Raw genomic sequence first — 21428 nt, forward strand, 5'->3', positions numbered from 1 at the left:
CGGTAGATTACTCGATAACCATCAGGGGCTGGTCGAACTCGACCGGCTGGCCGCTTTCAACGAAGATTGCCTTGACTGTGCCGCCATTGGGCGCGGTAATCGGGTTCATCACCTTCATCGCCTCGACGATCAGCAGGGTGTCGCCCGCGGACACCTTGTCGCCGACGCTGACAAAGGCCGGTGCGCCCGGCTCTGGCGTCAGATAGGCGGTGCCGACCATCGGCGATTTGACCGCATTGGCGGGTACAGCAGGAGCTGCTGCTTCGGCTGGGGCCGCGGGTGCTGCGACAGCGACCGGTGCAGCAACGGTAACCGGGGCTGCAGCAACCGCGTTGATCGTGCGCGCCACCTTAATCTTGCGATCACCATCTTCGACCTCGATTTCGCTGAGGCCCGTGTCGTTGAGCAACTCGGCCAGTTCGCGCACCAATTTGGTATCGACCTGCATCCCGCCGGTTTTGCCGTTCATGTAAATTCTCCGTTTGACCCTGTTGGGGCCGCTTTAATCAGAGACGCGCCGCCGCGTCCAGCGCCAGTTCATAGCTTTTTGCGCCATGCCCTGCAAAACAACTGTGCGCAGCCATACCGACATAGCTGATATGCCGGAATGGTTCGCGTTTCATGGGGTCAGAAAGATGCACCTCGATCACCGGTACCTTGATCGATTTTATCGCGTCGTGGAGCGCGATGGACGTGTGGGTGTAGGCACCTGCGTTTAGCAGGACCGCTTTCGCACTCTCGGCCTGCGCCTCGTGCAGCCAGTCGACCAGATGGCCTTCATGGTTGGATTGGCGGAAATCGATCTCCAGCCCCAACTCGTGCGCCTGATCGTCAAGCCGACCTGCGATATCGTCCAGCGTATCGGTGCCGTAAATCTCCGGCTCTCTTGTGCCGAGCAGGTTGAGATTGGGGCCATTGAGGACGTAGATGAGGGGTGCGTCAGCCAAGGCGTTTTCCCGTCGTTAGTATTGCCTAAAGTTGCTGTCGGCTCCTATATGTGGCTGACAGCAAAAAGCGAGACAAAATGACCGATACCGCCACCCTTTCGATGATCGCTATCACCATCAACGGTGAACCGCGCCGTGTGTCGGCTGGACTATCGGTTGCGGGGCTGGTCGCTGAACTTGGCCTCAATCCCAAAAAGGTCGCGGTCGAACGCAATTTGGAGATTGTCCCGCGCTCGAGACATGGCGAGGTGATGATCGCCGACGGTGACCAGTTGGAGATTGTCCACTTTGTCGGCGGCGGCTAAGGGCCTGCCCATGAGCACCAATGACAGCTGGACCGTTGCCGGTCGCACCTTCACCTCGCGCCTGATTGTCGGAACCGGCAAATATAAGGATTTTGAACAGAACGCCGCGGCGCTGGTCGCCTCGGGTGCAGAAATCATCACGGTTGCCGTGCGCCGGGTCAATGTGGCCAACCCTGATGCGCCGATGCTGACCGACTATATCGATCCGAAGAAATACACCTATCTGCCTAATACCGCCGGTTGCTTTACCGCCGACGAAGCAATCCGCACCTTGCGGCTGGCGCGCGAGGCAGGTGGCTGGGATCTTGTAAAGCTCGAAGTGCTCGGTGAAGCCAGGACACTCTATCCTGACATGCGCGAAACGCTGCGCGCAACCGAGATATTGGCCAAGGAAGGCTTTCTGCCGATGGTCTATTGTGTCGATGATCCGATAGCGGCGAAGCAATTGGAGGATGCAGGTGCGGTTGCGGTGATGCCGTTGGGTGCACCCATCGGCTCAGGTCTGGGTATCCAGAATCGCGTCACGATTCGTCTGATCGTTGAGGGCGCGAAAGTTCCGGTGCTGGTCGATGCAGGTGTCGGCACCGCTTCGGATGCAGCTGTCGGGATGGAACTGGGTTGCGATGGCATTTTGATGAACACCGCCATTGCCGAAGCCAAGGATCCGATCCGCATGGCGCGTGCGATGAAACTGGCCGTCGAGGCTGGTCGTGAAGCCTATCTGGCCGGTCGCATGGGCCGTCGCATGTATGCGGACCCGTCGAGCCCATTAGCCGGCCTTATCTGAGGTGAACATAAACTACAGCTGTAGTCGTTAGCCGACGACCAATTGCGCAAAAGTGCTGTTGGTCGGACGACGCTGCGCGTTCGTCATGTCATTTGTCGACTTGTAAAACATTTCGCGGCGCCCGTCGAAGCGCGCGTGAACGACGAGAGCAAACGCCCTATTTCAGACGGGCAGGCCGGATGGATATTGCTCCCCAGCGTTGACCTTTTCGGCCTGCACCCCCTCCCAAAGGGCCCGTAGAAAATATGGAGAGGCCCGCAACTACAGGAGCCTGTCATGGCTAAAAAAACCGGCTTAACCCTGTTGCCACTGCTTGCAGCGGCCAGTCTCACTAGCACACTTGCTTTCGCGTCTACGACGGAACGAACGATAGAGGTGCACCACACCGACCTCGACCTGTCGACCGAAACCGGCCAGGCCAAATTCAAGCAGCGCGTCATGCGCGCCGTGCGCAATGTGTGCGCATTCCCACCTGCGAAAACGATCGCTGATTATAATGATCAAAAGCAGTGCCAAACGCGCGCAAAAACCACCGCCATGCGACAAGCGGCTCAAACCATAGCGCGGAACGGCGGACAGGTGAAAGTCGCCCTCGATTAAACATCAAATAAAGCCATCAAGGCGGGGGAAGCTTTGGCTATTTCCCCGCCAGCTTTTTGACGTCGGCCAGATATTTGCGTCCAATCCGCATCGATTGGTCGCCCTGCAAAATCGCATGCCAGACACCCCCGCCTTCGTGGCGCAATCCGGTCACCAGATCGCGGCGAATGATGTGGCTACGATGGATTCGCTGGAATTTTGACGGGTCGAGCCGTTGCTCGAGTGTCGAGATGGTCTGGTGCAGCAAATAGCTTCTGCCACCCGTATGCAGGCGCATATAATCGCGCTCGGCCTCGATCCGGTCAATATCGGCGGCGGCGACGCGGATCAGTTCGGATCGGTGCGAGACCCAGAACTCGGTTGCAAAGCCACTGTCAGCTTCAACCACGCCCGCATCACCGGGTGATGATGCAGCACCTTGACCACTATCCTGTTCAGCAATGCCCGCAACGGCCCGCGATATCGCGCGCCCCAAACGCTCTGCTGAAACAGGTTTGAGCATGTAATCGACGACATCGAGATCGAAAGCTTCCACCGCAAAATTGTCGTAGGCGGTGACGAATATAATCGCGGGTTTGCGTTCCATCATCGCGACGGCGCGGGCGACGCTGATCCCGTCCATCTTGGGCATGCCGATATCGAGCAGGATGAGATCGGGCGTCAGCGATTGTGCTAGGCGTAGTGCTGCTGCACCATCGCTCGCCGTACCAACCAGATCGATTGCCGGTTCGGACGCACATAAAATCTGCAGTCGTTCGACCGCCAACGGCTCGTCGTCAACAATGATGGTGCGGAGTTTGGTCATGCGACATCTTTCGGTTCGGTATCGATGGTAATGGTCGCCCGGAAACAACCCTGTTCGCCTTTCTCGGTCGCTAACCGTGCCGCTGAGCCGTAGCGCGCTTCAAGACGGTCTCGGACATTTGCGAGGCCGATGCCATTGCCATGTTGTTCGGCGTCGACACATTTTTCGCCATCATCGGTGACCTTGAGCGCTATCCAGCCATCCCCTTCGGTTGCGCTGATTGTGACGGTCACCGGTCGGGTGGAGCGTGAAACACCATATTTGATGGCATTTTCGACCAGAGGTTGCAGGATCAATGCCGGAATCCGGTAGTCAGCAAGATTGAAAGGGATTTCGATCCGTGTGCGCAGGCGTTCCGGAAAGCGCACGGCTTCGATTTCCAAATATTGTTTTTGCAGTTCGACTTCTTCGGCAATGGTTACATCTTCCAATGGATCGCTCGAAAGGCTGGTCCGGTAGAAGGTCGACAGATTTTGAATCATCGCTTCGGCCTTGTCCTTCTCTCCCTTGATAACGAGGCTGGAGAGCGAATTGAGCGTGTTGAACAGAAAGTGCGGATTGACCTGATAGCGAAGTGACCGCAATTCAGCATCCTGCGCTGCCTGGGCATAGCGGGAGGTGGTGCGCTCGGCTTCGCCTACTTCGCGCGCATAGCCCAATGCGAGATACAGTGACGCCCAGGCAATGATGAAGAAATAGCGAGTGACTCCGATTTCAGCGATTTCCTGCCAAACGGTATAGCCGGTCAGATCGCGCAATTCCTGTACCCTGCGACCAAGATCCCGGTCGCTAAACAGGCTGATCGGGTCATAGATGTTGAAGATGTAGAAATTTGTCCATGCGATGGCGAAAGCGCAAGGAATCGCCGCGACAAAGGCGGTCGCCACCCGAACACCCAGCGGTTTCCGATCGAACAGACGCAGGATCAGGTACAAGAGCCAAGTGAGTATGATACCCACCAGAGTAACGGCCGCTCGCCGCGCTGCCAGTTCATCCTGTGCAGGAAAATCCAGAACCGAAGCGCGTAGCGAGACGATCACGGCATGGAACACCCAAAAGCCGATAATGGTGAGAAATGCCATCTGGTGGCCTACCAAAGGCCGTTGTTTGCGGATTGTCGCTTTCATTGCGCCCTCCATATGCGAAATCCCAATGGATGTGCCCCCTGTTAGCAGTCTCTTGTCGAATTTCAGCATTGCTTGATCGACTTCCGGCGGATTTTTGGGCTTCCGGTGAAAGTTAACGGTCTGGTAACCATGTTTGTGCCACCCTTGGATCATGGCAGTATTAAAGGGGGCCATGACATGAGCGAGAATATGGGCACTGCACCTGGATTGGTGACCTTGGCTGAAATCAAGGAGTTTGCGAGCTTTGCCTCTGGCAGCCAGCGCTACATTCGCCGTTCGCTGGATGTTGCCTTTGATCGCAAGGACGCGGTCGAACTGTGGTCGCGCGATGTGGCCGAAGCCGCAAGTATTCAGGCGCAGTATAAATTTTATGATCGCCTCCCCGAAATCCGTGCGCTGATTCCTGACAGTAGCGCGATTGATGATGCCGAGCCTTTTCTCGCAGCGCTGGTTTCGGTCTCTGCATTCGACCTCGGGCAAGGCCGGATTGACGGATTTAGTGCTTATCGCTTTCTATACGAACGTCTGGTTGGTGCCGAAGCACGGCCATGGCTTCCTGCAGCCTTTTGTGCAGCCGCGTCGATGCCGCATTTGCAGCCAGAGCGGCGCAAGAAGCTGTTGCAATCTATCAGCGAGGCGGTTGCGACTGCACCGGGCTGGTCGAAACGCGCACCGCGCTTTTTCCCGGAATGGATTGAAAAGGTCGAGATAGGAAGCGCTACGCTCTAGATACTCATTCTTCGTTTGTGGGAAGCGCAGCGTCGTTGGTGTCACTGGCGGCAACGACCAGAAGCATAACAATCAAGGCCACGCTATATTCGCTGCCGCCGGTTCCATGTTCGCCGACGAACCAGCCGAAACGCCAATGGATCAGGACGATGCCACCGATAGCAATCGCCAGCAAAGGTACTGCCGCAAAGCGGACGCGCCAGCCAATAATCATTGCAGTGCCGGCCACCAGTTCGGCCAGGGTTATCGCCCACACCCAATATTCGGGATAGGGAAATCCTTGCGATGCCATGAATTTGGCGAATTGTGGAATGGTGCCGTAAGCGATCCGCGCAGTGGCATGGGCCATGAACAGCAATGCAGTCGTGAAGCGCAACACGAGCAGCGCCCATTTCAAAGGCGGATAGGGCAACTGCATCGATAATCCCCCATTGGCAATTCCCATCAGCTTAGGCTTCTTGGCCTGTGCGAGACAGCGGCAGGGTGGACTAGGACGCTTTAATCCTAAACCTTGCGGCGATACCGGAAATACCAGACTTCATGCCCGTAAACATGGCGGGCTTTCGCTTCATAGCGCGTTTCGGGCCAGCCGCCGGGGCGGATAAGGAAATCCTTGGGGCCATGGCATAGCCAGTCGAACTGGTGACGGTGTTTCTGCATCACCATCAGCGCATGGCGAAGGTAGATCGCATGATCGGTGCCGAACCGGAATTCGCCGCCGGGTTTGAGCTTGGCTGCGATCATATCGACCGGACCATCGTTCATCATGCGGCGTTTCGCGTGTCGGGCCTTGGGCCATGGGTCGGGGTGCAGCAGGTAAACAAAGCTCAAGCTGCCGTCGGGAATGCGTGCGAGCACTTCGAGTGCATCGCCCATATGGATGCGGACATTGGCGAGCGGCCCCATGCCGTTGTAATTGTCAACATGGGTGAGGGCCTGCGCGACGCCATTCTCAAAGGGTTCGCAGCCGATGAAACCATGATCGGGAAGCATATCGGCGCGATAGGCCATATGTTCACCGCCGCCGAAACCGATTTCGAAATGCAGCGGCCGGTCAATTCCAAAAAGGCGTTCTGCGGTGACCGGGCCGTCTACCGGTACCGCTATCTGGGGAAGCAGATTTTCGAGCAGGCCCAGTTGAGCCGAGCGCAGTTTCTTACCCTTCGACCGGCCGTATAGTCGGTTGAGCGTTGTCGGGTCTCCGGCTTTGTGCGCAGTCATGGCGGCGGCGATTAGCGGAAAAAGCTGTCAGCGCAAGCGCGTCCGTCGTCCACCGTCGGTCTTTACCGGATTTACACTAACTTACGTGCAGATTGTTTATTACTTGGGGGCGTATTCGGACCAGCGTGATTACCGACAAGATCTTCTTTTGGGTGCTTCCCGTCATGTACGGCGTCTTTACCGCTGCCTTCGTGACTTTGGCCCGATCGGAAAGCGGTGCTTCGTCAGCTAAAAAGGGCGCGGCGGCATTTGGCATGGGTATGCTCGCGATTATCCTCGACACCCAGCGCACACTGTTCCCAAGTTGGTTTTTCACGATGGCTGTCCCGCTGCACTGGCTTGTGCTGTGGTATATGGCCGACGCATTTCTTGTCCGCCATGGAGACCAAACTCCAGTAAAGCCAGCTCTGGCGCTGTTTTTTACCGGGCTGGCTATCAATCTGGCCGCAACATTTATTGTTGATAGCGTGGCAATTCGGGTTCCGAATGCATCTATTGTAGCCATTGCATTACTGACACTCGCGCTTCCGCGATTTTTTGCGCACCGGGCGAAACGGCTCGATAATATTACCGCTTTTGTCATAGCGATGTGCTGGCTTTGCTATATCGTGCGATTTGCGTTCTACTTCACGCTGGATCAGTCTGGCGAATATGCGCGGACCAGCCAGTGGTCGCAATATATGATGATCTTCTACTTCACATCCGCAATTTTCGCCTTGAGCCTCGCATTCTTGCTAATGATGGCGATAACGTCTGACTTGGTGGCGCGGCATTTTGTCGCTGCGACTGTCGACCCGTTGACGGGTGTCGCCAATCGCCGCGGTTTTGAGCGCATGCTGGATGAACCGCATGACGTATTGCCGTTTCACAGCGTTTTGATGGTTGATCTAGACCATTTCAAACAGGTCAATGACACGCACGGGCACGGTGTCGGCGATGGCGTGCTGGTTGCGGTATCGCAGACGCTGATTTCCTGTTGCAAGGGCCTGGGCGAAGTTGTCCGCTTTGGTGGTGAGGAATTTGTCGTTTTGCTAAGACCCAGCGAACGCCAGGCAGTATTGCAGGTGGCTGAATTGTTGCGATCGGCAATAGCTGCGACGCGGCTAGGGGCGCCGCACCATCATTTGCAGGTCACTGCAAGCATGGGTGTTGCAGTCCTTGAACCCGATGAGAATATTGATGACGCAATCCGGCGTGCAGACCGGGCGCTCTACCGTGCCAAGGAAAATGGCCGCAACCGAGTTGTGTTCGCCGAAACCGGCAAATTAAACCTACACTCGGTTGCAGCCGTTTCAGCTTAAGCGAGCGCTGCCTTCAGATCCTCGACCAGATCGGTGCGTTCCCAGGGGAAGAAATCGCCTTCCGCTTTGCGTCCGAAATGACCGTAGGCAGCGGTGTTGCGATAGATTGGCTTATTCAGGCCCAGATGGGTACGGATCGAACGAGGGGTCAGTCCGCCGAGCTTTTCGATACCCATGATGGCCGCTTCGATCTTGTCGTCGCCAACCGTCCCGGTTTCATGCGTGTCAACATAAAGCGAAAGCGGCTTGGACACTCCAATGGCATAAGCCAACTGGATCGTGCAGCGCGTGGCAAGACCCGCTGCGACGATGTTTTTGGCTAGATAGCGGCTGATATAGGCAGCCGAACGGTCGACCTTGGTCGGGTCCTTGCCCGAAAAGGCACCGCCGCCATGCGGGGCGGCACCGCCATAGGTGTCGACGATGATCTTGCGACCGGTGAGGCCGGCGTCACCATCGGGGCCGCCGATTTCAAAGCTGCCGGTCGGGTTGATGTGATATTCGGTTTCCCGCAGCAGTACCGGCGGGATCACGTCTGCGACTACCTTTTTCACATAAGCGTGCAGTTCGGCTTCCTTCGCGCCTTCATCATAGCCCGGCGCATGTTGGGTGGAGACAACAATGGCGGTCGCCGCGACCGGCAGGCTGCCTTCATAGCGCAAGGTTACCTGGCTCTTGGCATCGGGCTCCAGAAATGGAGCTGCGCCCGAATGGCGGTCAGCGGCCATGCGCTCGAGGATTTTGTGGCTGTAATAGAGCGTGGCGGGCATAAGGGCGGGGGTTTCGTCGGTTGCATAGCCGAACATGATGCCCTGATCGCCGGCACCTTCATCCTTGTTGCCGCTGGCATCGACGCCTTGCGCGATATGGGCTGACTGACCGTGCAGATTGTTTTCAAAGCGGAAGCTTTCCCAATGAAATCCTTCCTGCTCATAGCCGATTTCCTTGACCGTGCGGCGGACGGTGGCTTCAATCTCTTCCTTGGCACCCGCTGCCCATGCGCCATTTTCGTAAACGCCCTTACAGCGGATTTCGCCCGCCAACACGACCAGCTGCGTTGTGGTCAGCGTTTCGCAAGCGATACGGGCTTCGGGGTCTTTGGACAGGAACAGATCGACAATCGCGTCGCTGATCTGGTCGGCAACCTTGTCAGGATGGCCTTCGGATACGGATTCAGAGGTGAAGAGATAATTGGTGCGCATGGTTTTCCCAGTCCCCAAAGGTTAAGCGGTTCTGTGTCTGCGTATAAAGAAATCTTTATGTGCTTCGCGGCCCCTTAGCGGGAAGCGCCGCGTCGAGCAAGTGGCAACAGTGCGCATGCGATGAGCAGTGCGGCAAAGGCGAGCGGCAGGATATTGCCATATAGAGCGAACAGCGTTGGGGCTTTTGCCAAGGGCAGCGTTGCGTCGATACGACCAGCCTTCTTATGCGGCAGACTGTCGATGATGCGCCCGTCGGCATTGATCACCGCGCTGATCCCGGTGGGGGTTGAACGGACGACCGGCAGCCCTTCCTCAATCGCGCGCAGACGGGCCTGCGCCAGATGTTGCGGCGGGCCCCAACTGCCGAACCATGCGTCGTTTGAGGGGTTGAAGATGAAATCGGGGCGGTTGGCGCGGTCCGTGACCTGCCCTGAAAAGATGATTTCATAGCAAATCTGCATGCCGACCTTCACGCGCCGTCCGTCGACTGGCAGGTTGAGTGTACGCGGGCCGGGGCCTGGCCAGAAATCGATCGTTCCGGGCACCAGTCGCGTCGCGCCCAATGGCTCGAGCAACCAGCGCAGCGCCAGATATTCGCCATAGGGGACGAGGTGGGCCTTGTCATAGGTGGCGAGGATTTTGCCCGAGCTGTCCATTGCGGTGACGCCATTACGCGCGCCCACCAGTTGCTCGTCCTTGTCGAATTCCAAACGGTCCACGCCAGTGATCAGGACGTCACCGGGGTTCATCAGCCGCATCAAGGTAAGTCGTGCACCCTGGGCGCTCTCTCCGGGCTGGAACTGGTAGTAACGGAACGGATAGCCTTCCTCCAACCGCCAGGGGATCGCGGCTTCGGGCCAGAGGACCAGGCGGGGGCGTTCATTTTTCGGCTGGCTGTGTTGGGCAAGGCGGGAGAAATTGATCGCGTCATAACCGGGGGCATATTTATCGATCTGGCTGATATTGGGCTGAACGATTGTGAGTTCGACCTGCCGTTTGTTGAACGCTTTGTTGCGGATCACGGTGTCGATGCTGTCCGTGTTGAACACGACCAGCGCAGTCACAGCCAACACAGTGAGCGGTAAGGCTAGGAAAAGGGCAGGTCGCCACGTGCGGCTTACCAGCAGCAGCAAGATACCTGCTGATGCGATGACCAACCCTGACAGCCCATAGCTGCCGATATAGATGGCAGGCGCTGCCGCATCGCCGACCGCAATGACGCCCAACGGGTTCCAGGCAAAGCCGGTGAAGACCCAACTGCGAAGCCATTCGGCGATGATCCAGCATCCGGCGAATGCGAGGATGAATGGGATCGTCGCCTTGGGGGAGGCAGGCGCGGCAAATTTCGCAATCCGCCACGCCCCCCAGCACGCCAGAGCCGGATAAACCGCCAGATAGAGCGCGAGCAAAAACACCGCGATCCAGCCCAGCCAGGCGGGCATGGCTGCCTGATAGCTGAAGGCGGTCGCGATCCAGTTGTTGCCGATGCAGAAATGCCCAACGCCGAAGAGCCAGCCCAGAACGAAGGCGCGTTTGCCGCTTTCCGCCTTGACAACCAGATGCATCAGCAGGGCTAGGCACAACAAGGTCAGCGGCCACAGATTGAGCGGGGCAAAGCCAGTGGCCGAAATTCCACCCGCAATCAGCAGCGCAATGCCGCGATGTTTTTCGAATGTTGCCAGCAGCTTCGCCATCGGTTGCCGACATGGCGGGCAAATGTTGCAATTGCAATCGTTCAAACTTGTTGTTTGCCGTTCAGGCGCGCGCTGCTAGCAAAAGCTGATGAACATGATCCCGATTTTTGCGCTGATGCTCGCGCCCAATCCACCGGTTCCGATCAACGAAGCGCAGATGCGCGACATTGGCTGTGTCGCGACAATCGGCATAATTGCCAATGAACAACGGACCGGGCAGGAATTGCCCGAAACCTTCCCCGATTTGCGTGAAAGCGGCAAGCGCTGGGCCGGCATGGTCGGCGCACGGGTCATGGAAGAAAGCGGGCAGCCACGCGAAGTAGTGGCTTTCGCTATTCAGCAGTCGGTTGAGGCCGAACAGGCTAGAGTCATCGAAATGAACGACGCCAAAGACCCGATGGATTACGTCCGGGGCCGGGTGAAGCTGTGCAAGGCGTTCATGGATGCGCAACTCGCGGCAGCCGACGCGGCGACCCCTGTGGCACCGACTGATAACAGCCCTACTATGCTGGCGCTCGAGCCTGCTCCAAAAACCGACGAACCAGACAAGATCGCCCAATATCGTACCCAATTGGGTGAAGATTTGGGCAACCCGCATCGCATCCGCTATTGCAAGACGCTGGTCGATATTTCATACAAGGAAATAACGGACCGCGAGGGTGCCGACAGTCGCGATGCGAAGGCTTTCGGGCGGTTGGCGCAAGCCTTTGCTTTCAGGGCGCAGGGGCTTTCCCCTGCCGAAAAGCCCAAGCCGATCTCTGCCGAAGAACTGCAGACCGAGCTGGAAAAAGAACCCAGCAACGAGGAAAAAATGGCGCGCTGTCTGCGCCTCGGGGAGTCGCTCGCGCTGGCGATGCCGCCCGAATGAGCCTGCGCCCGTTCCACCTTGCCTTTCCCGTGCATGATCTTGCAGCAGCGAGAGCGTTTTACAGCGAACTGCTTGGCTGCCGCGAGGGGCGCTCGTCGGATCACTGGATCGATTTTGATCTCTATGGCCATCAAATTGTGGCGAATCTGGACGCAGGCATGACGCCGCGCCCGATCCACAACGCTGTTGACGGGCACGACGTTCCAGTTCCGCATTTCGGGATCGTGCTGACCATGCCGCAATGGGAGGATCTGGCGGAGAGACTTAAGGCTGCTGGTGTCCGCTTCGGTATCGAACCCTATGTGCGTTTCAAGGGGCAGGTCGGCGAACAGGCGACGATGTTTTTTACCGATCCCAGCGGCAATGCGCTGGAGTTCAAGGCCTTTGCCGACGACAGCCAGTTGTTTGCGACCTGATTGATGATCAGTCTTTGAGTTCAACTTGCAAGCAAGCGATAAATTTGCTCGCAGAATCCTGTCTGATCCAGACCTCTACAACATAATAATATGAGAAGTATCCGCCGGAATCGAGCGATAGATATTCTCCAACTCTGGGCATGAATGGCAGAGTGACGGACATGAGGATTTCATCCTCAGACTTATAAATTTCTACTTCCACCATGTTGCAGTCCATCAACGATTAGTTCGATCTAAAAGCATCAGGTCCGCTGAAAAACCTGCTCCATGGTTGTTACGCCTGAGCATTTGTCGCTCGCTTTCGATCCGCCGCCCGCCAGCATTGAGAAAGCGACAAAGCCGCCGACAACGATTATGATGAACCCGGCGCTGACCCAGGCCAGATATTTGTCGATGAAAGCCTTAATCGGCGCGCCGAATTTCCAGAATAATATGCCCACCAGCATGAACTGGAAGGCGCGGCTCAGCACGCTTGACCAGATGAAATCGAATAAGGGCATCTGGATGAAGCCCGCGGTCAGTGTCAGCAGTTTGAACGGGATCGGTGTTGCACCTTTTATCAGGATGATCTCCGCCCCGAATTCGCGCAGATAACAGGCGGCGGCAGGGAAAGTGTCCCACAGGCCCAAGGCCTTGAGCAAAGATACCCCGATGGTTTCATAAGCGAAATAGCCGATAGCATAGCCGAACAATCCACCCAGCACCGATGCCAGCGTGCAAATCATGCCATAGCGGATAGCCCGGTCAGGTCGCGCTAGGCACATCAGGCCGAGCAGCGGATGCGGCGGGATCGGGAAGAAGCTCGATTCAATGAAGGAGAAAAGGAGCAGCCAGCGCTCCGCATGGGCGTGTGCGGCTTTATCCATCATCCATTCGTACAGGCGTTGCAGCATATTGGCGGCTCTAGGGGGTTTCTCTATCCGGGCAAGACTTAATCGGTCGTGGCCTTGCCCGCACGCATCACGCGGCCATAGGCCCAGCCGATGCCGATCAAGGCGATGCCCAACCCCATGAAAGAAAGGATCCGCAGCACCCCTTCGAGCGCGGCGGCGTCAATCAGGAAGACCTTGAGCGTGACTACGGTCAGCAGCGCCAACCCGGCAAGGCGGAGAACGGCGAGGCCGGTTTTGATCCCTATGGCAAGCCAGGCAATCGATAGTGCGAGCAACGCCGCCGAGTAGAGATAATTCTCCCCGACATCGATGGTCGCCCCCGAGATCAGATTGCCTTGAACCAGCTGACGAACGGTGACGAGCGCGGTGAGCGCCATCGCCAGCAGGCTCCCGATTTCAGCCAGTTTCGGTAGTTGTGGATGTGCTTTTGCGATAATGGGACTACGTGCCAATTGCCACAACCAGAAGGCGGAAAGGCCAATATGGATCGTGCCGAGATTAGCGATGGGTGCCGGACCAAGCGCTTGCGCCTCGTATAGCGGATTGAAGACGCCCAGGTCGAACCAGCACAGCCGGAACAGCGCCAGCGCGATCGCGGCCAGACCTGCCTTGGCCCAGATGCTCGCGCCCTCGGTCGCACGGCGCATCGCCAACCATCCGGCGAGGAAGAGCAGCTGCGTCATCACGACCCGTTCGGCCAAGCCAAGCGTGATGAATTGGGACGGACTGTCGATATGCGCGACCTGCTTGGCGATCAGCCAGATGAAAGCGAGCAAGCCGGTGCCGCCTGCAAACCATGTCGCCCACCTTGTCCAGCGACCTAGGGCGAATTGGGGAAGTGCGGCGATCGCCAAGACCAGCAGCGATGGCAGCAGCGTCAGCTTGGCGGCCTCGGTGATGTCGGGGAGGCCCGATACAGTCAGGATCTCGCCGCCCAATGCCCCGCCCAACGCATCGAGGAAGCGCCATGACCCGGCGACCAAGGCGAGGATGCCAAAGCCCAGCGGAATCGCTGCCAGTTTTTGCATCGCGCTGCCATTGGTGCGGATGGCCCATGCGGCGAGTGCAGCAGCGATGGCGAAGGTCGCACTAGCAATATAATCATTCGGCAGGAGGTGCGTGAGCGCCAACCAGCCCATCGCCGCTGCAAGAGCTGCGCCGGCGATCTGGACGATCTGGTCGATGCGCGACGACGCCTGCCGCCACTGCCATGCGATGAAGGCTGCCGGTGCAATCAGCAGCGCGGAAACTGCGGCCCAGACGCTGTCGGGATAGTCCGGCTTGGCAACCGTGAAGGCTGCTGCAAAGGGCACCGCCTGCGCCATTAGCGCGAGTATTGCCCAATAGGCCCGGCTGGGCTGGTCGCTGCGCGCGCGCAGATGCGCTGGAATGGCGAAAAGCAGGCCAGTGCCCAGCGATGCCACGATCATCATCGTCCGCGAAGCCTGACTGTCCCATCCCGCCGCAAGCGGCATCAGGCACAGGAGGAGTGCGCCGAACAGGCTGGGCATATGCCGCTCGTCACGCCAGGCGAGTGCGATCGCCATCGCCGACAGCACCCCGTAAAAGCCCCATCCGATCCAGCTGAATTGCAGACGCGGCAACAGCATCGCGAGTTGCACCAGCGCCAGTGCCATCGGCGCGTAGCGGGCCATCGCTTCGAGCCGCGGGTCGCTGCCGACAAAGCGGTCGCCCACCAATATCGCTGCCCCGCCCGCGGCGAGGACGAACAGCCCCACCAACGGCAGGGCGCTTTCGGCTGCTACGATTAGGCCGATGGTCCACAGCGCGCCGCCACCGCTTGCGAGCAGCAGCAACCATAGCCAGCGGCGCCACAAAGCGAGGCCGAACAGGCCCGCGAGGAAAACGCCGAGATAGAGCAGCAACACTGGCACATTGTCCGGCCCCAGTCCGGCGACCCAAGGTGCGGCAAAGCCGCCGATGAGCCCCATCAGCGCAGTTGGCGGGCCGTGGCGGAGCGCGAGCGCGAAAGCGAGGATTGTGGTGGCGATGAGCAGGGCAAAGGCGATGGGCATGCCGATCAGGCCATAGACTTCGGCCACCATGTAGAGCGTGCCGTATAGGATCGCGATGCCAGCCCCCGCCAGCGATTGGGCGATGCGCGGATCGGCAGTGAAGGATTCGCCGATTTTGGGCAACCGCCCGCCCCATTGGCTCCCTGCGATCAGCAACAGCGCAAACAGCGCCGCCAGCACCGACCGCGTGCCGGGGCCGAGAAGTCCGGCGTCGATGGTGTAACGCACAAGGAAGAAGCCTGCGAAAACCAGTGATATCCCGCCGACCCAGATCGGCAATTTGCCGCCCACCAGTTCCTCGAAGCTCCAGCTCCTCTTTGGTGGGGCTTCCGTTTCGGGTTCGGGGTGGGGAGGTGGGGCTTCGATAGTGGCGCGCGGTTTTTCATCCGACACTTCGCCTTTGACAGTCGCCGGTCTGCGGCTGGCATAGGCCATCGCCGGGGGTGGAGCAGTTGGTGAGTCCGCTTCCTCTGCAACGTCCCGCTGGGCTGCAACCGGCGCGACTGATCCGGCATTCATCCGGTCGATCAGTATGGAAATCCGCTCCTCGAGCAGTTTGATGCGCCCGTTGAGGTTGAGCAGCCAGACTGCAAGCACCAGCGCTATCAGCAGTAACAGGCCTTCCATCGCATCCCCCATGGCGGTTCAGGATCAAGGGCTTACCCGCTTCGCCGCGATTGGCAAGCGCGCTCGACGTACTGGTTGCAAAGCGCAACTGATATGGCAAACAGCGCAGCAGGAAATTCCAGCAAAGGACGATGATTATGATTCTCTATGGCGCACCCCTCTCTCCCTTTGTCCGCAAGGTTTTGGCCTTTGCCGCTGAAAAGGGGGTCGAACTGGAGCTGGTTCCGGTCGGACTTGGCGATCCCAACCCGGATTTCATTGCTAGCAGCCCGTTCCGCAAAATGCCCGGCTTTCGCGATGGCGATTTCACGATTTCGGATTCGTCCGCGATTGTAACCTATTTGGAGGCCAAGCAGCCCGAACCCGCGATGATCCCGGCGGATCCCGCCGATCGCGCGCGGTCGGTGTGGTTCGATGAATTTGCCGATACGATTGTCACCACCGCTGGCGGGAAGATTTTCTTCAACCGCGTCGTCTCCCCCAAATTCATGGGCAAACCAGGGGATGAGGAAGCCGCCAAACAGGGCGAGGCTGACATGGTGCCAATCTATGATTATCTGGAAGGCATCATTCCGGCGTCGGGCTATCTGGTCGCAGACCGGCTGACGCTCGCCGATATCGCGGTTGCCAGCCCCTTTGTGAATGTCGCCCATTGCGGGATCGTGCCTGACCCCGCAGCATATCCCAAACTCACCGCCTATCTGGCAGGCATCCACGCACGCCCGGGCTTTGCGACCTGGATCCCGCGCGAAAGGAAGATGCTTGGCTTGGGATAAAATAACCAAATAGGTAAAAATATCTTGACATCGTAACGCCAATACGGCACATATTGCGATATTGGAAAAATGCGATTCGGGCCGGGGCAGTGAAAACTGCTTCCGGCCCTTTTCATTGCGCGAAAGGATTTGGCGATGGTGTTTGGAAAAAAGGCTGCGAGCAAAGGCTTTGGCCCTGCCGCGCAAAAGATATTCCTGGCGCACCTTGCGCAGACATCCAATGTTTCCGCATCCGCCAAGGCTGCGGGTGTTACGACGTCACCCGTCTATGATCTGCGCAGGAAATCCGCTGACTTCTGCTCGAAATGGCTCGCCGCTCTGAGCGAAGGCTATGCGCGGCTGGAGGCGAACCTGCTGTCGGAAGCCCTGTCGGCCCCGGCGAGCAATATGAAGGACAGCACCTTCAAACAGAAGCAGATGAAGACACGGATCGGCATGGCGCTGCTCGCGGCGCACAAGGCGACGGTGCGCGGCTCGACCAAGCCCGCACTGTCGCGCTCGCGCGATCCGAAAGAGGTGCAGGCGCGGCTGGAAGCCCGCTTTGCAGCCATGCGCAAAAGGATGGGTGATGACGGCCGCGCCGCAGAGTGAGGCGGAGCGGGTCGCACGGCGGACGGGCGCGGATTTTATCAAATGGCTGAAGGAGAAAAAGCCGGAAAAGCTGTGGCAGATCGAATATGATTGGCCCTTCTGGGCACGCACCGACCAGTATCCGCCACCGAGTGACTGGCGCACTTGGTTTGTGATGGCCGGACGCGGTTTTGGCAAGACGCGCATGGCCGCCGAATATGTGCGCGCCTGCGCCGAGGCCGACGGATCGTTGCGGATCGCGCTGGTCGCGGCCACGCTACACGAGGCGCGGTCGATCATGATCGAGGGAGAGAGCGGATTGCTCGCGATCGCGCCCGATGAGCAACGCCCGACATGGGAACCGTCACTCAAAAGGTTGGTCTGGCCGACCGGAGCAATCGCCAATGTCTTTGCCGCGTCAGAGCCTGAGGCGCTGCGCGGCCCCGAACATCATCTCGCCTGGGCGGACGAGGTCGCGAAATGGGAGAAGGGCACCGATGCCTGGGACAATCTGATGATGACGATGCGGCTGGGCGAGGGACCGCGCATCGTCGCCACTACCACTCCGCGCGCCGTGCCGCTGGTGCGGCGGCTCCTCAAGGAAGATGGCGTTGCCATCACGCGCGGCGCGATGGAGGCGAACCGATCGAACCTGCCCACCAGCTATCGGCAGGCGATGGCCGAAACCTATGGCAAAGCGCGGTTGGGGCGGCAGGAATTGCTCGGCGAATTTCTGGAGGATGCCGAGGACGCGCTGTGGACGCGGGATTTGATCGAGCGGTGTCGGGTGAAGGGTGCGCCCGACATGCGCCGCATCGTCATCGGCGTCGACCCGCCCGCTTCGGCCGGCGGCGATGCCTGCGGGATCATTGCGGTTGGCAAGAGCGCCGAAGGTAAAGCCTATGTGCTCGCCGATCATAGCGTGAAAGGCCGATCGCCCGAAGGCTGGGCCCGCGCCGTCTCGGCCGCCGCGCTCGCTTGGGGTGCGGACCGGGTGGTGGCAGAGGCGAATAATGGCGGCGACATGGTGGTCAGCACCCTGCAGGCCGCCGATGTGGCGATGCCGGTGAAAAAGGTCTCGGCCTCACGCGGCAAGGTCGCACGAGCAGAGCCGGTGGCGGCGCTCTATGAGGCAGGCAAGGCCTTCCATATCGGGGGCTTCCCCGAGCTGGAGGATGAACTGTGCGGCCTGATCTCGGGCGGCGGCTATGAAGGGCCTGGCCGATCCCCCGACCGGGCCGACGCGCTGGTTTGGGCAATGAGCGAATTGATGCTGGGCAAGCGCGGGAATGAGCCGCGGGTACGGCAACTTTAAATTTACGGGAGCTTTGAATGAAACTCTTCGGCTGGAAGTCGGCCGGGCGCGGGATGCTGCGTCCGGCCAAAACGCATGTCTCGCTGACACGCGCCTTTGCGGGCGGGGTGATTGGCGAATGGCCCAAATCCTATGAAGCGCAATTGCGCGAGGGCTATCTCAACAATGTCGTGGCGCAGCGTGCGGTGCGGCTTGTGGCGGAAGGGGTGGCTTCGGTGCCGCTCTCTGCTTCGGACGATGCGGCGCTGGCTTTGGTGAAGGCAACCAGCGGCGGGCAGTCGCTGCTTGAGACGCTGGCGGCGCAATTGCTGCTGCATGGCAATGGCTATGTGCAATTACTTGCCGCGCCCGATGGCGTTGTATGCGAGCTTTATGCGCTGCGGCCCGAGCGGGTCTCGGTGGAGGCCGATGCGCGTGGCTGGCCCGCTGCTTTCCGCTATAAAGCGGGGGAGGCGGTGACGCGGCTGGCGGCGAACGAGATGATCCATATCCGCACGCATCACCCGCTCGATGACCATTATGGCTTGGGCTGCCTGGGTGCTGCATCGGGGGCGATCGCGATCCACAATGCCTCGACGCGCTGGAACAAGGCGCTGCTCGACAATGCGGCACGGCCCAGTGGTGCGCTGGTGCATGAAGCGGCAGAGGCGCTGTCGGGTGAACAGTTTGACCGGCTGCAGGAGGAATTGAAGCGCAGCTTTTCAGGGCAGGATAATGCCGGGCGGCCGATGCTGCTCGAAGGCGGGCTGAAATGGCAGACGCTGTCGCTGACCCCCGCCGACATGGATTTTGCCGGGCTGAAGGCCGCGGCGGCTCGCGAGATTGCGTTGGCCTTCGGCGTGCCGCCAATGCTGCTCGGCCTACCGGGCGATGCGACCTACGCCAATTACCGCGAAGCGAACAAGGCGCTGTGGCGGCAGGCCATCCTGCCGCTGGCGGGGAAGATCCTCGACGCGCTCTCCGAAGGGTTGCGGCCTTGGTTTTCCGATCTCGCGCTGGCGGTCGACGTCGATCAGGTGAGTGCGCTGAGCGAGGATCGCGAACGGTTGTGGGCGCAGGTGGCAGGCGCGGATTTCCTGACACTGGAGGAGAAAAGGGCGGTGGCGGGGTTTGATCCCGTGTCTGAGAAGACCAGCGTTCCAGCATCTGAATTAGAGAACAAAACAGGAATATTAGAGCTGAAATATAATCCTTGGCACGACACCGAGGATGGCAAGTTCACGTTTGCAGGGCAGGGGCGGAATTTTGGCAATGGTGGGGGTGGCAGTTTCGGTGGCGGCGGTGCCTCGGGCTCTTGGGGCAAGCCAAAACCGAAATCCACCGGAACCTTTGGAGGAGGTGGCGCTACTGGGAGTTGGCAGCCGTCCAAACCTGCTGAGTCAAAACCCAGGAAGACAATAAAGCCGCGGTTGATCAAAAGGACCTCAACACCAAAGGCTGTTCCCAAAAAACAACAGCCGGTGAAGCCGAGGGTGCTTCCTGACAAACGCCCAGATGCGGCAAGTCCTGATTCTGATCTAACGAAAACAATAAAGGTCGACACCGCATCAGAACGTAACAGTTCGACTGTTTTTGCTGGCGTGTCTGCAGCAATTGCTGCCGCGGGTGCAGCTACGGCTTCTACTGCCACCAGCGCTGCGACGGCAATCGCGACAGGGGTGTCATCCATCAATGTGGTCCGTTCAGGTGGATACAACTTTAGCCGCGATTTCGAAGGGCGTTCTGGGCCGGCATCTGGTGAACTGCGTCTACAACCTAACCAAAAGAGATCGAGAAGTGCGCAACGCAACGCTGGAAAGCCTGATCGTAAACCGTCAGACCATGGCGGCCATTTGATTGCACGCGAATTTGGTGGGCCGGAGATTCCGGAAAACCACATTGCACAGGATGCGAAAATCAATCGCGGAGCCTATAGGAGGCTAGAGAATGGATGGAAGAAGGCGCTAAAACGCGGAAAAAAGGTAGAAGTCGAAATCATTCCCAAATACACGGGAAACTCCCGAAGACCCGACTACATCGAAGTCAAATACAAGGTTAATGGGAAGCCTCATCGGACAACTGTTCCGAATATCCGGAAAGGTAAGTGAAATGACGGAGCAGGACGAAAAGGTAGGAGAAATCCTCAATGCGCTCGGTCAACATATATTCGAGATAATTGGCCAGAACCCCGATGGCTCGTTCCTGTACGCAGAAGTTGATGACGGCGCTTACGAAGTGGCTATTTTCCATGACGAGGGCGAGCGAGTGGTCTATTATGATCCAGATAGCGATCTGTTTGATGAAGTCATGAATCTATGGGAAACAGCGCTAGAACATGAAAAATGGACGGTACTTGAATATGATGTTCGCGACGGGCGATTCAACTCATCATATACCTATGCCGACCAGTTGGACCCAGACGAAGATAGTGATGAACGACGCGACCGCCTTGTCCGAGCTCGATTCGGAGATAAGCCTGTGATTTATCCACCTTTGGGGCCCGACGCGGTCGAGCTGACACTCGAAGATCTTGCGCATCTCGACGACGACAAAGACTGAGATTCTGTCGCACTAGCGGCAATAAGGACTAACCAATGACAATCGAAGACAAACAGCTTGGCGAGCTTCTCGCCCGGGCTTCGGAGGCGGGTGCCCAGCGGGCGCTGGCGCATCTGGGGCTCGCCGATGAAAGTGCGGCGAAGGACATGGCCGATTTGCGCGAGCTGCTCTCTGCCTGGCGGGATGCCAAAAGGTCGGCGCATAAGGCGGTGGTCGAATGGCTGGTGCGTGGCGCGCTCGCGGTGCTGGTGATTGGTCTTGCGGTCAAGCTGGGGCTGGGCGGGCTGGTGATCAAATGAAGCGCTTCGCAGGCTATGCCGCCATTTTCGACCATCCCGACCGGGGCGGGGATATCGTCCGTAAGGGCGCCTTTGCCCGCGCGGCGAAGGCGGGATTGCCGCTGCTGTGGCAGCATGACCAGGGCCGCCGCATCGGTTTTGTCGAACGCGTCGAAGAAGATGCGCGCGGGCTGCGCGTGATTGCGCAGATGGATCCGCAAGCGCCGCAGGTGGCGAGCGGGGCAGGGCTGTCCTTCGGCTATCGCGTACGCGGAAAAAAACATGGAACATATCGTGAACTAACTGACCTCGACCTGATCGAGGTCAGCGTCGTCAACCATCCCATGCAACCGCTGGCGCGGGTGCTGGCTGTCCATCCAGAAAAGGAGTGAA

22 protein-coding genes and 2 pseudogenes are annotated in these 21428 nt (G+C 58.7%); 14 read left to right on the forward strand and 10 right to left on the reverse strand.

Annotated elements, in window-relative coordinates:
- Positions 1–7: 7 nt before the first annotated feature.
- Together accB and aroQ are read right to left on the reverse strand one after the other, a co-directional pair.
- Positions 8–469, reverse strand: a complete 462-nt coding sequence (accB, locus tag DXH95_RS00980) for an acetyl-CoA carboxylase biotin carboxyl carrier protein (protein WP_239016497.1) — start codon at positions 467–469, stop codon at positions 8–10.
- Positions 470–506: 37 nt separating this feature from the next.
- Positions 507–947, reverse strand: a complete 441-nt coding sequence (gene aroQ / locus DXH95_RS00985) for a type II 3-dehydroquinate dehydratase (protein ID WP_115547615.1) — start codon at positions 945–947, stop codon at positions 507–509.
- 101 nt (positions 948–1048) lie between these two features.
- Between aroQ and thiS the strand changes: the two are divergent.
- Positions 1049–2039 (forward strand): annotated as a pseudogene (gene thiS / locus DXH95_RS00995) (sulfur carrier protein ThiS).
- Between the two features lie 276 nt (positions 2040–2315).
- On the forward strand, positions 2316–2639 hold the full coding sequence (locus DXH95_RS01000) for a UrcA family protein (RefSeq protein ID WP_115547617.1): 324 nt from the start codon (positions 2316–2318) through the stop codon (positions 2637–2639).
- A gap of 37 nt (positions 2640–2676) precedes the next feature.
- Here DXH95_RS01000 and DXH95_RS01005 read toward each other — a convergent pair whose 3' ends face one another.
- Entirely contained in the window at positions 2677–3444 is a 768-nt protein-coding gene (locus tag DXH95_RS01005) for a LytR/AlgR family response regulator transcription factor (RefSeq protein ID WP_115547618.1), read from the reverse strand.
- Positions 3441–4571 (reverse strand): sensor histidine kinase, encoded by a 1131-nt coding sequence (locus tag DXH95_RS01010; protein ID WP_115549320.1) that lies wholly within the window; start codon positions 4569–4571, stop codon positions 3441–3443. Before DXH95_RS01010 ends, DXH95_RS01005 begins: the two co-directional genes overlap by 4 nt.
- Before the next feature lie 189 nt (positions 4572–4760).
- Between DXH95_RS01010 and DXH95_RS01015 the strand changes: the two genes are divergently transcribed.
- Positions 4761–5300 (forward strand): hypothetical protein, encoded by a 540-nt coding sequence (locus DXH95_RS01015; RefSeq protein WP_115549321.1) that lies wholly within the window; start codon positions 4761–4763, stop codon positions 5298–5300.
- A 4-nt stretch (positions 5301–5304) separates the two neighbouring features.
- Here DXH95_RS01015 and DXH95_RS01020 read toward each other — a convergent pair whose 3' ends face one another.
- Together DXH95_RS01020 and trmB are read right to left on the reverse strand one after the other, a co-directional pair.
- Positions 5305–5718 carry a DoxX family protein gene (locus DXH95_RS01020; RefSeq protein WP_181883527.1) on the reverse strand — a complete coding sequence of 138 codons (414 nt, stop codon included), beginning with the start codon at positions 5716–5718 and terminating at the stop codon, positions 5305–5307.
- A gap of 86 nt (positions 5719–5804) precedes the next feature.
- A complete protein-coding gene (gene trmB / locus DXH95_RS01025; protein ID WP_115547620.1) occupies positions 5805–6521 on the reverse strand; it encodes a tRNA (guanine(46)-N(7))-methyltransferase TrmB in 717 nt (238 codons plus the stop codon).
- 92 nt (positions 6522–6613) lie between these two features.
- Between trmB and DXH95_RS01030 the strand changes: the two genes are divergently transcribed.
- Complete coding sequence (locus DXH95_RS01030) at positions 6614–7822, forward strand: GGDEF domain-containing protein (RefSeq protein ID WP_147291659.1); 1209 nt, start codon at positions 6614–6616, stop codon at positions 7820–7822.
- On the opposite strand, the gene metK is transcribed toward DXH95_RS01030, so the two are convergent.
- Both metK and lnt read right to left on the reverse strand, forming a co-directional pair.
- Positions 7819–9024, reverse strand: coding sequence for a methionine adenosyltransferase (gene metK / locus DXH95_RS01035; RefSeq protein ID WP_115547622.1), 1206 nt, complete (start codon positions 9022–9024; stop codon positions 7819–7821). The two genes, DXH95_RS01030 and metK, sit on opposite strands and share 4 nt — an antisense overlap.
- Positions 9025–9098: 74 nt before the next feature.
- A complete protein-coding gene (lnt, locus tag DXH95_RS01040) occupies positions 9099–10718 on the reverse strand; it encodes an apolipoprotein N-acyltransferase (protein ID WP_115547623.1) in 1620 nt (539 codons plus the stop codon).
- Between the two features lie 88 nt (positions 10719–10806).
- Here lnt and DXH95_RS01045 point away from each other — a divergent pair, with 88 nt between their 5' ends.
- On the forward strand, positions 10807–11586 hold the full coding sequence (locus DXH95_RS01045; protein ID WP_115547624.1) for a hypothetical protein: 780 nt from the start codon (positions 10807–10809) through the stop codon (positions 11584–11586).
- Positions 11583–12002, forward strand: a complete 420-nt coding sequence (locus DXH95_RS01050; RefSeq protein ID WP_115547625.1) for a VOC family protein — start codon at positions 11583–11585, stop codon at positions 12000–12002. The genes DXH95_RS01045 and DXH95_RS01050 overlap by 4 nt, the downstream gene beginning before the upstream one ends.
- Before the next feature lie 242 nt (positions 12003–12244).
- On the opposite strand, the gene DXH95_RS01060 is transcribed toward DXH95_RS01050, so the two are convergent.
- Complete coding sequence (locus DXH95_RS01060) at positions 12245–12895, reverse strand: YqaA family protein (protein WP_115547626.1); 651 nt, start codon at positions 12893–12895, stop codon at positions 12245–12247.
- Positions 12896–12933: 38 nt separating this feature from the next.
- Positions 12934–15558, reverse strand: coding sequence for a DUF2339 domain-containing protein (locus tag DXH95_RS01065; RefSeq protein WP_181883528.1), 2625 nt, complete (start codon positions 15556–15558; stop codon positions 12934–12936).
- Positions 15559–15695: 137 nt separating this feature from the next.
- Here DXH95_RS01065 and DXH95_RS01070 point away from each other — a divergent pair, with 137 nt between their 5' ends.
- From DXH95_RS01070 to DXH95_RS01100, 8 genes and pseudogenes are all read left to right on the forward strand, one after another.
- A complete protein-coding gene (locus DXH95_RS01070; protein WP_115549323.1) occupies positions 15696–16334 on the forward strand; it encodes a glutathione S-transferase family protein in 639 nt (212 codons plus the stop codon).
- 135 nt (positions 16335–16469) lie between these two features.
- Entirely contained in the window at positions 16470–16925 is a 456-nt protein-coding gene (locus tag DXH95_RS01075; RefSeq protein WP_115547628.1) for a hypothetical protein, read from the forward strand.
- Positions 16903–18219, forward strand: a complete 1317-nt coding sequence (locus tag DXH95_RS01080; protein WP_115547629.1) for a DNA-packaging protein — start codon at positions 16903–16905, stop codon at positions 18217–18219. The genes DXH95_RS01075 and DXH95_RS01080 overlap by 23 nt, the downstream gene beginning before the upstream one ends.
- Before the next feature lie 17 nt (positions 18220–18236).
- Positions 18237–19331: pseudogene (locus DXH95_RS16160) on the forward strand (phage portal protein); the annotation flags it as partial.
- A 561-nt stretch (positions 19332–19892) separates the two neighbouring features.
- Positions 19893–20306 (forward strand): DNA/RNA non-specific endonuclease, encoded by a 414-nt coding sequence (locus DXH95_RS16165; protein WP_220272259.1) that lies wholly within the window; start codon positions 19893–19895, stop codon positions 20304–20306.
- Position 20307: 1 nt separating this feature from the next.
- On the forward strand, positions 20308–20757 hold the full coding sequence (locus tag DXH95_RS01090) for an antitoxin YezG family protein (RefSeq protein WP_115547631.1): 450 nt from the start codon (positions 20308–20310) through the stop codon (positions 20755–20757).
- 35 nt (positions 20758–20792) lie between these two features.
- A complete protein-coding gene (locus tag DXH95_RS01095; protein ID WP_115547632.1) occupies positions 20793–21056 on the forward strand; it encodes a DUF6127 family protein in 264 nt (87 codons plus the stop codon).
- On the forward strand, positions 21053–21427 hold the full coding sequence (locus tag DXH95_RS01100; protein WP_115547633.1) for an HK97 family phage prohead protease: 375 nt from the start codon (positions 21053–21055) through the stop codon (positions 21425–21427). Before DXH95_RS01095 ends, DXH95_RS01100 begins: the two co-directional genes overlap by 4 nt.
- The last annotated feature ends 1 nt before the right edge of the window (position 21428 follow it).

The sequence above is a fragment of the Sphingorhabdus pulchriflava genome, assembly GCF_003367235.1.
Taxonomy (GTDB): Bacteria; Pseudomonadota; Alphaproteobacteria; order Sphingomonadales; family Sphingomonadaceae; genus Sphingorhabdus_B; species Sphingorhabdus_B pulchriflava.

Bases quoted from the DNA above. Each gene is read 5' to 3' on its own strand.
- accB (WP_239016497.1), bottom strand. From the start codon at position 469: ATGAACGGCAAAACCGGCGGGATGCAGGTCGATACCAAATTGGTGCGC.
- DXH95_RS01000 (WP_115547617.1), top strand. From the start codon at position 2,316: ATGGCTAAAAAAACCGGCTTAACCCTGTTGCCACTGCTTGCAGCGGCC.
- DXH95_RS01005 (WP_115547618.1), bottom strand. From the start codon at position 3,444: ATGACCAAACTCCGCACCATCATTGTTGACGACGAGCCGTTGGCGGTC.
- DXH95_RS01010 (WP_115549320.1), bottom strand. From the start codon at position 4,571: ATGAAAGCGACAATCCGCAAACAACGGCCTTTGGTAGGCCACCAGATG.
- DXH95_RS01015 (WP_115549321.1), top strand. From the start codon at position 4,761: ATGGGCACTGCACCTGGATTGGTGACCTTGGCTGAAATCAAGGAGTTT.
- DXH95_RS01020 (WP_181883527.1), bottom strand. From the start codon at position 5,718: ATGCAGTTGCCCTATCCGCCTTTGAAATGGGCGCTGCTCGTGTTGCGC.
- trmB (WP_115547620.1), bottom strand. From the start codon at position 6,521: ATGACTGCGCACAAAGCCGGAGACCCGACAACGCTCAACCGACTATAC.
- metK (WP_115547622.1), bottom strand. From the start codon at position 9,024: ATGCGCACCAATTATCTCTTCACCTCTGAATCCGTATCCGAAGGCCAT.
- lnt (WP_115547623.1), bottom strand. From the start codon at position 10,718: ATGGCGAAGCTGCTGGCAACATTCGAAAAACATCGCGGCATTGCGCTG.
- DXH95_RS01045 (WP_115547624.1), top strand. From the start codon at position 10,807: ATGAACATGATCCCGATTTTTGCGCTGATGCTCGCGCCCAATCCACCG.
- DXH95_RS01050 (WP_115547625.1), top strand. From the start codon at position 11,583: ATGAGCCTGCGCCCGTTCCACCTTGCCTTTCCCGTGCATGATCTTGCA.
- DXH95_RS01060 (WP_115547626.1), bottom strand. From the start codon at position 12,895: ATGCTGCAACGCCTGTACGAATGGATGATGGATAAAGCCGCACACGCC.
- DXH95_RS01065 (WP_181883528.1), bottom strand. From the start codon at position 15,558: ATGGAAGGCCTGTTACTGCTGATAGCGCTGGTGCTTGCAGTCTGGCTG.
- DXH95_RS01070 (WP_115549323.1), top strand. From the start codon at position 15,696: ATGATTCTCTATGGCGCACCCCTCTCTCCCTTTGTCCGCAAGGTTTTG.
- DXH95_RS01075 (WP_115547628.1), top strand. From the start codon at position 16,470: ATGGTGTTTGGAAAAAAGGCTGCGAGCAAAGGCTTTGGCCCTGCCGCG.
- DXH95_RS01080 (WP_115547629.1), top strand. From the start codon at position 16,903: ATGACGGCCGCGCCGCAGAGTGAGGCGGAGCGGGTCGCACGGCGGACG.
- DXH95_RS01090 (WP_115547631.1), top strand. From the start codon at position 20,308: ATGACGGAGCAGGACGAAAAGGTAGGAGAAATCCTCAATGCGCTCGGT.
- DXH95_RS01095 (WP_115547632.1), top strand. From the start codon at position 20,793: ATGACAATCGAAGACAAACAGCTTGGCGAGCTTCTCGCCCGGGCTTCG.
- DXH95_RS01100 (WP_115547633.1), top strand. From the start codon at position 21,053: ATGAAGCGCTTCGCAGGCTATGCCGCCATTTTCGACCATCCCGACCGG.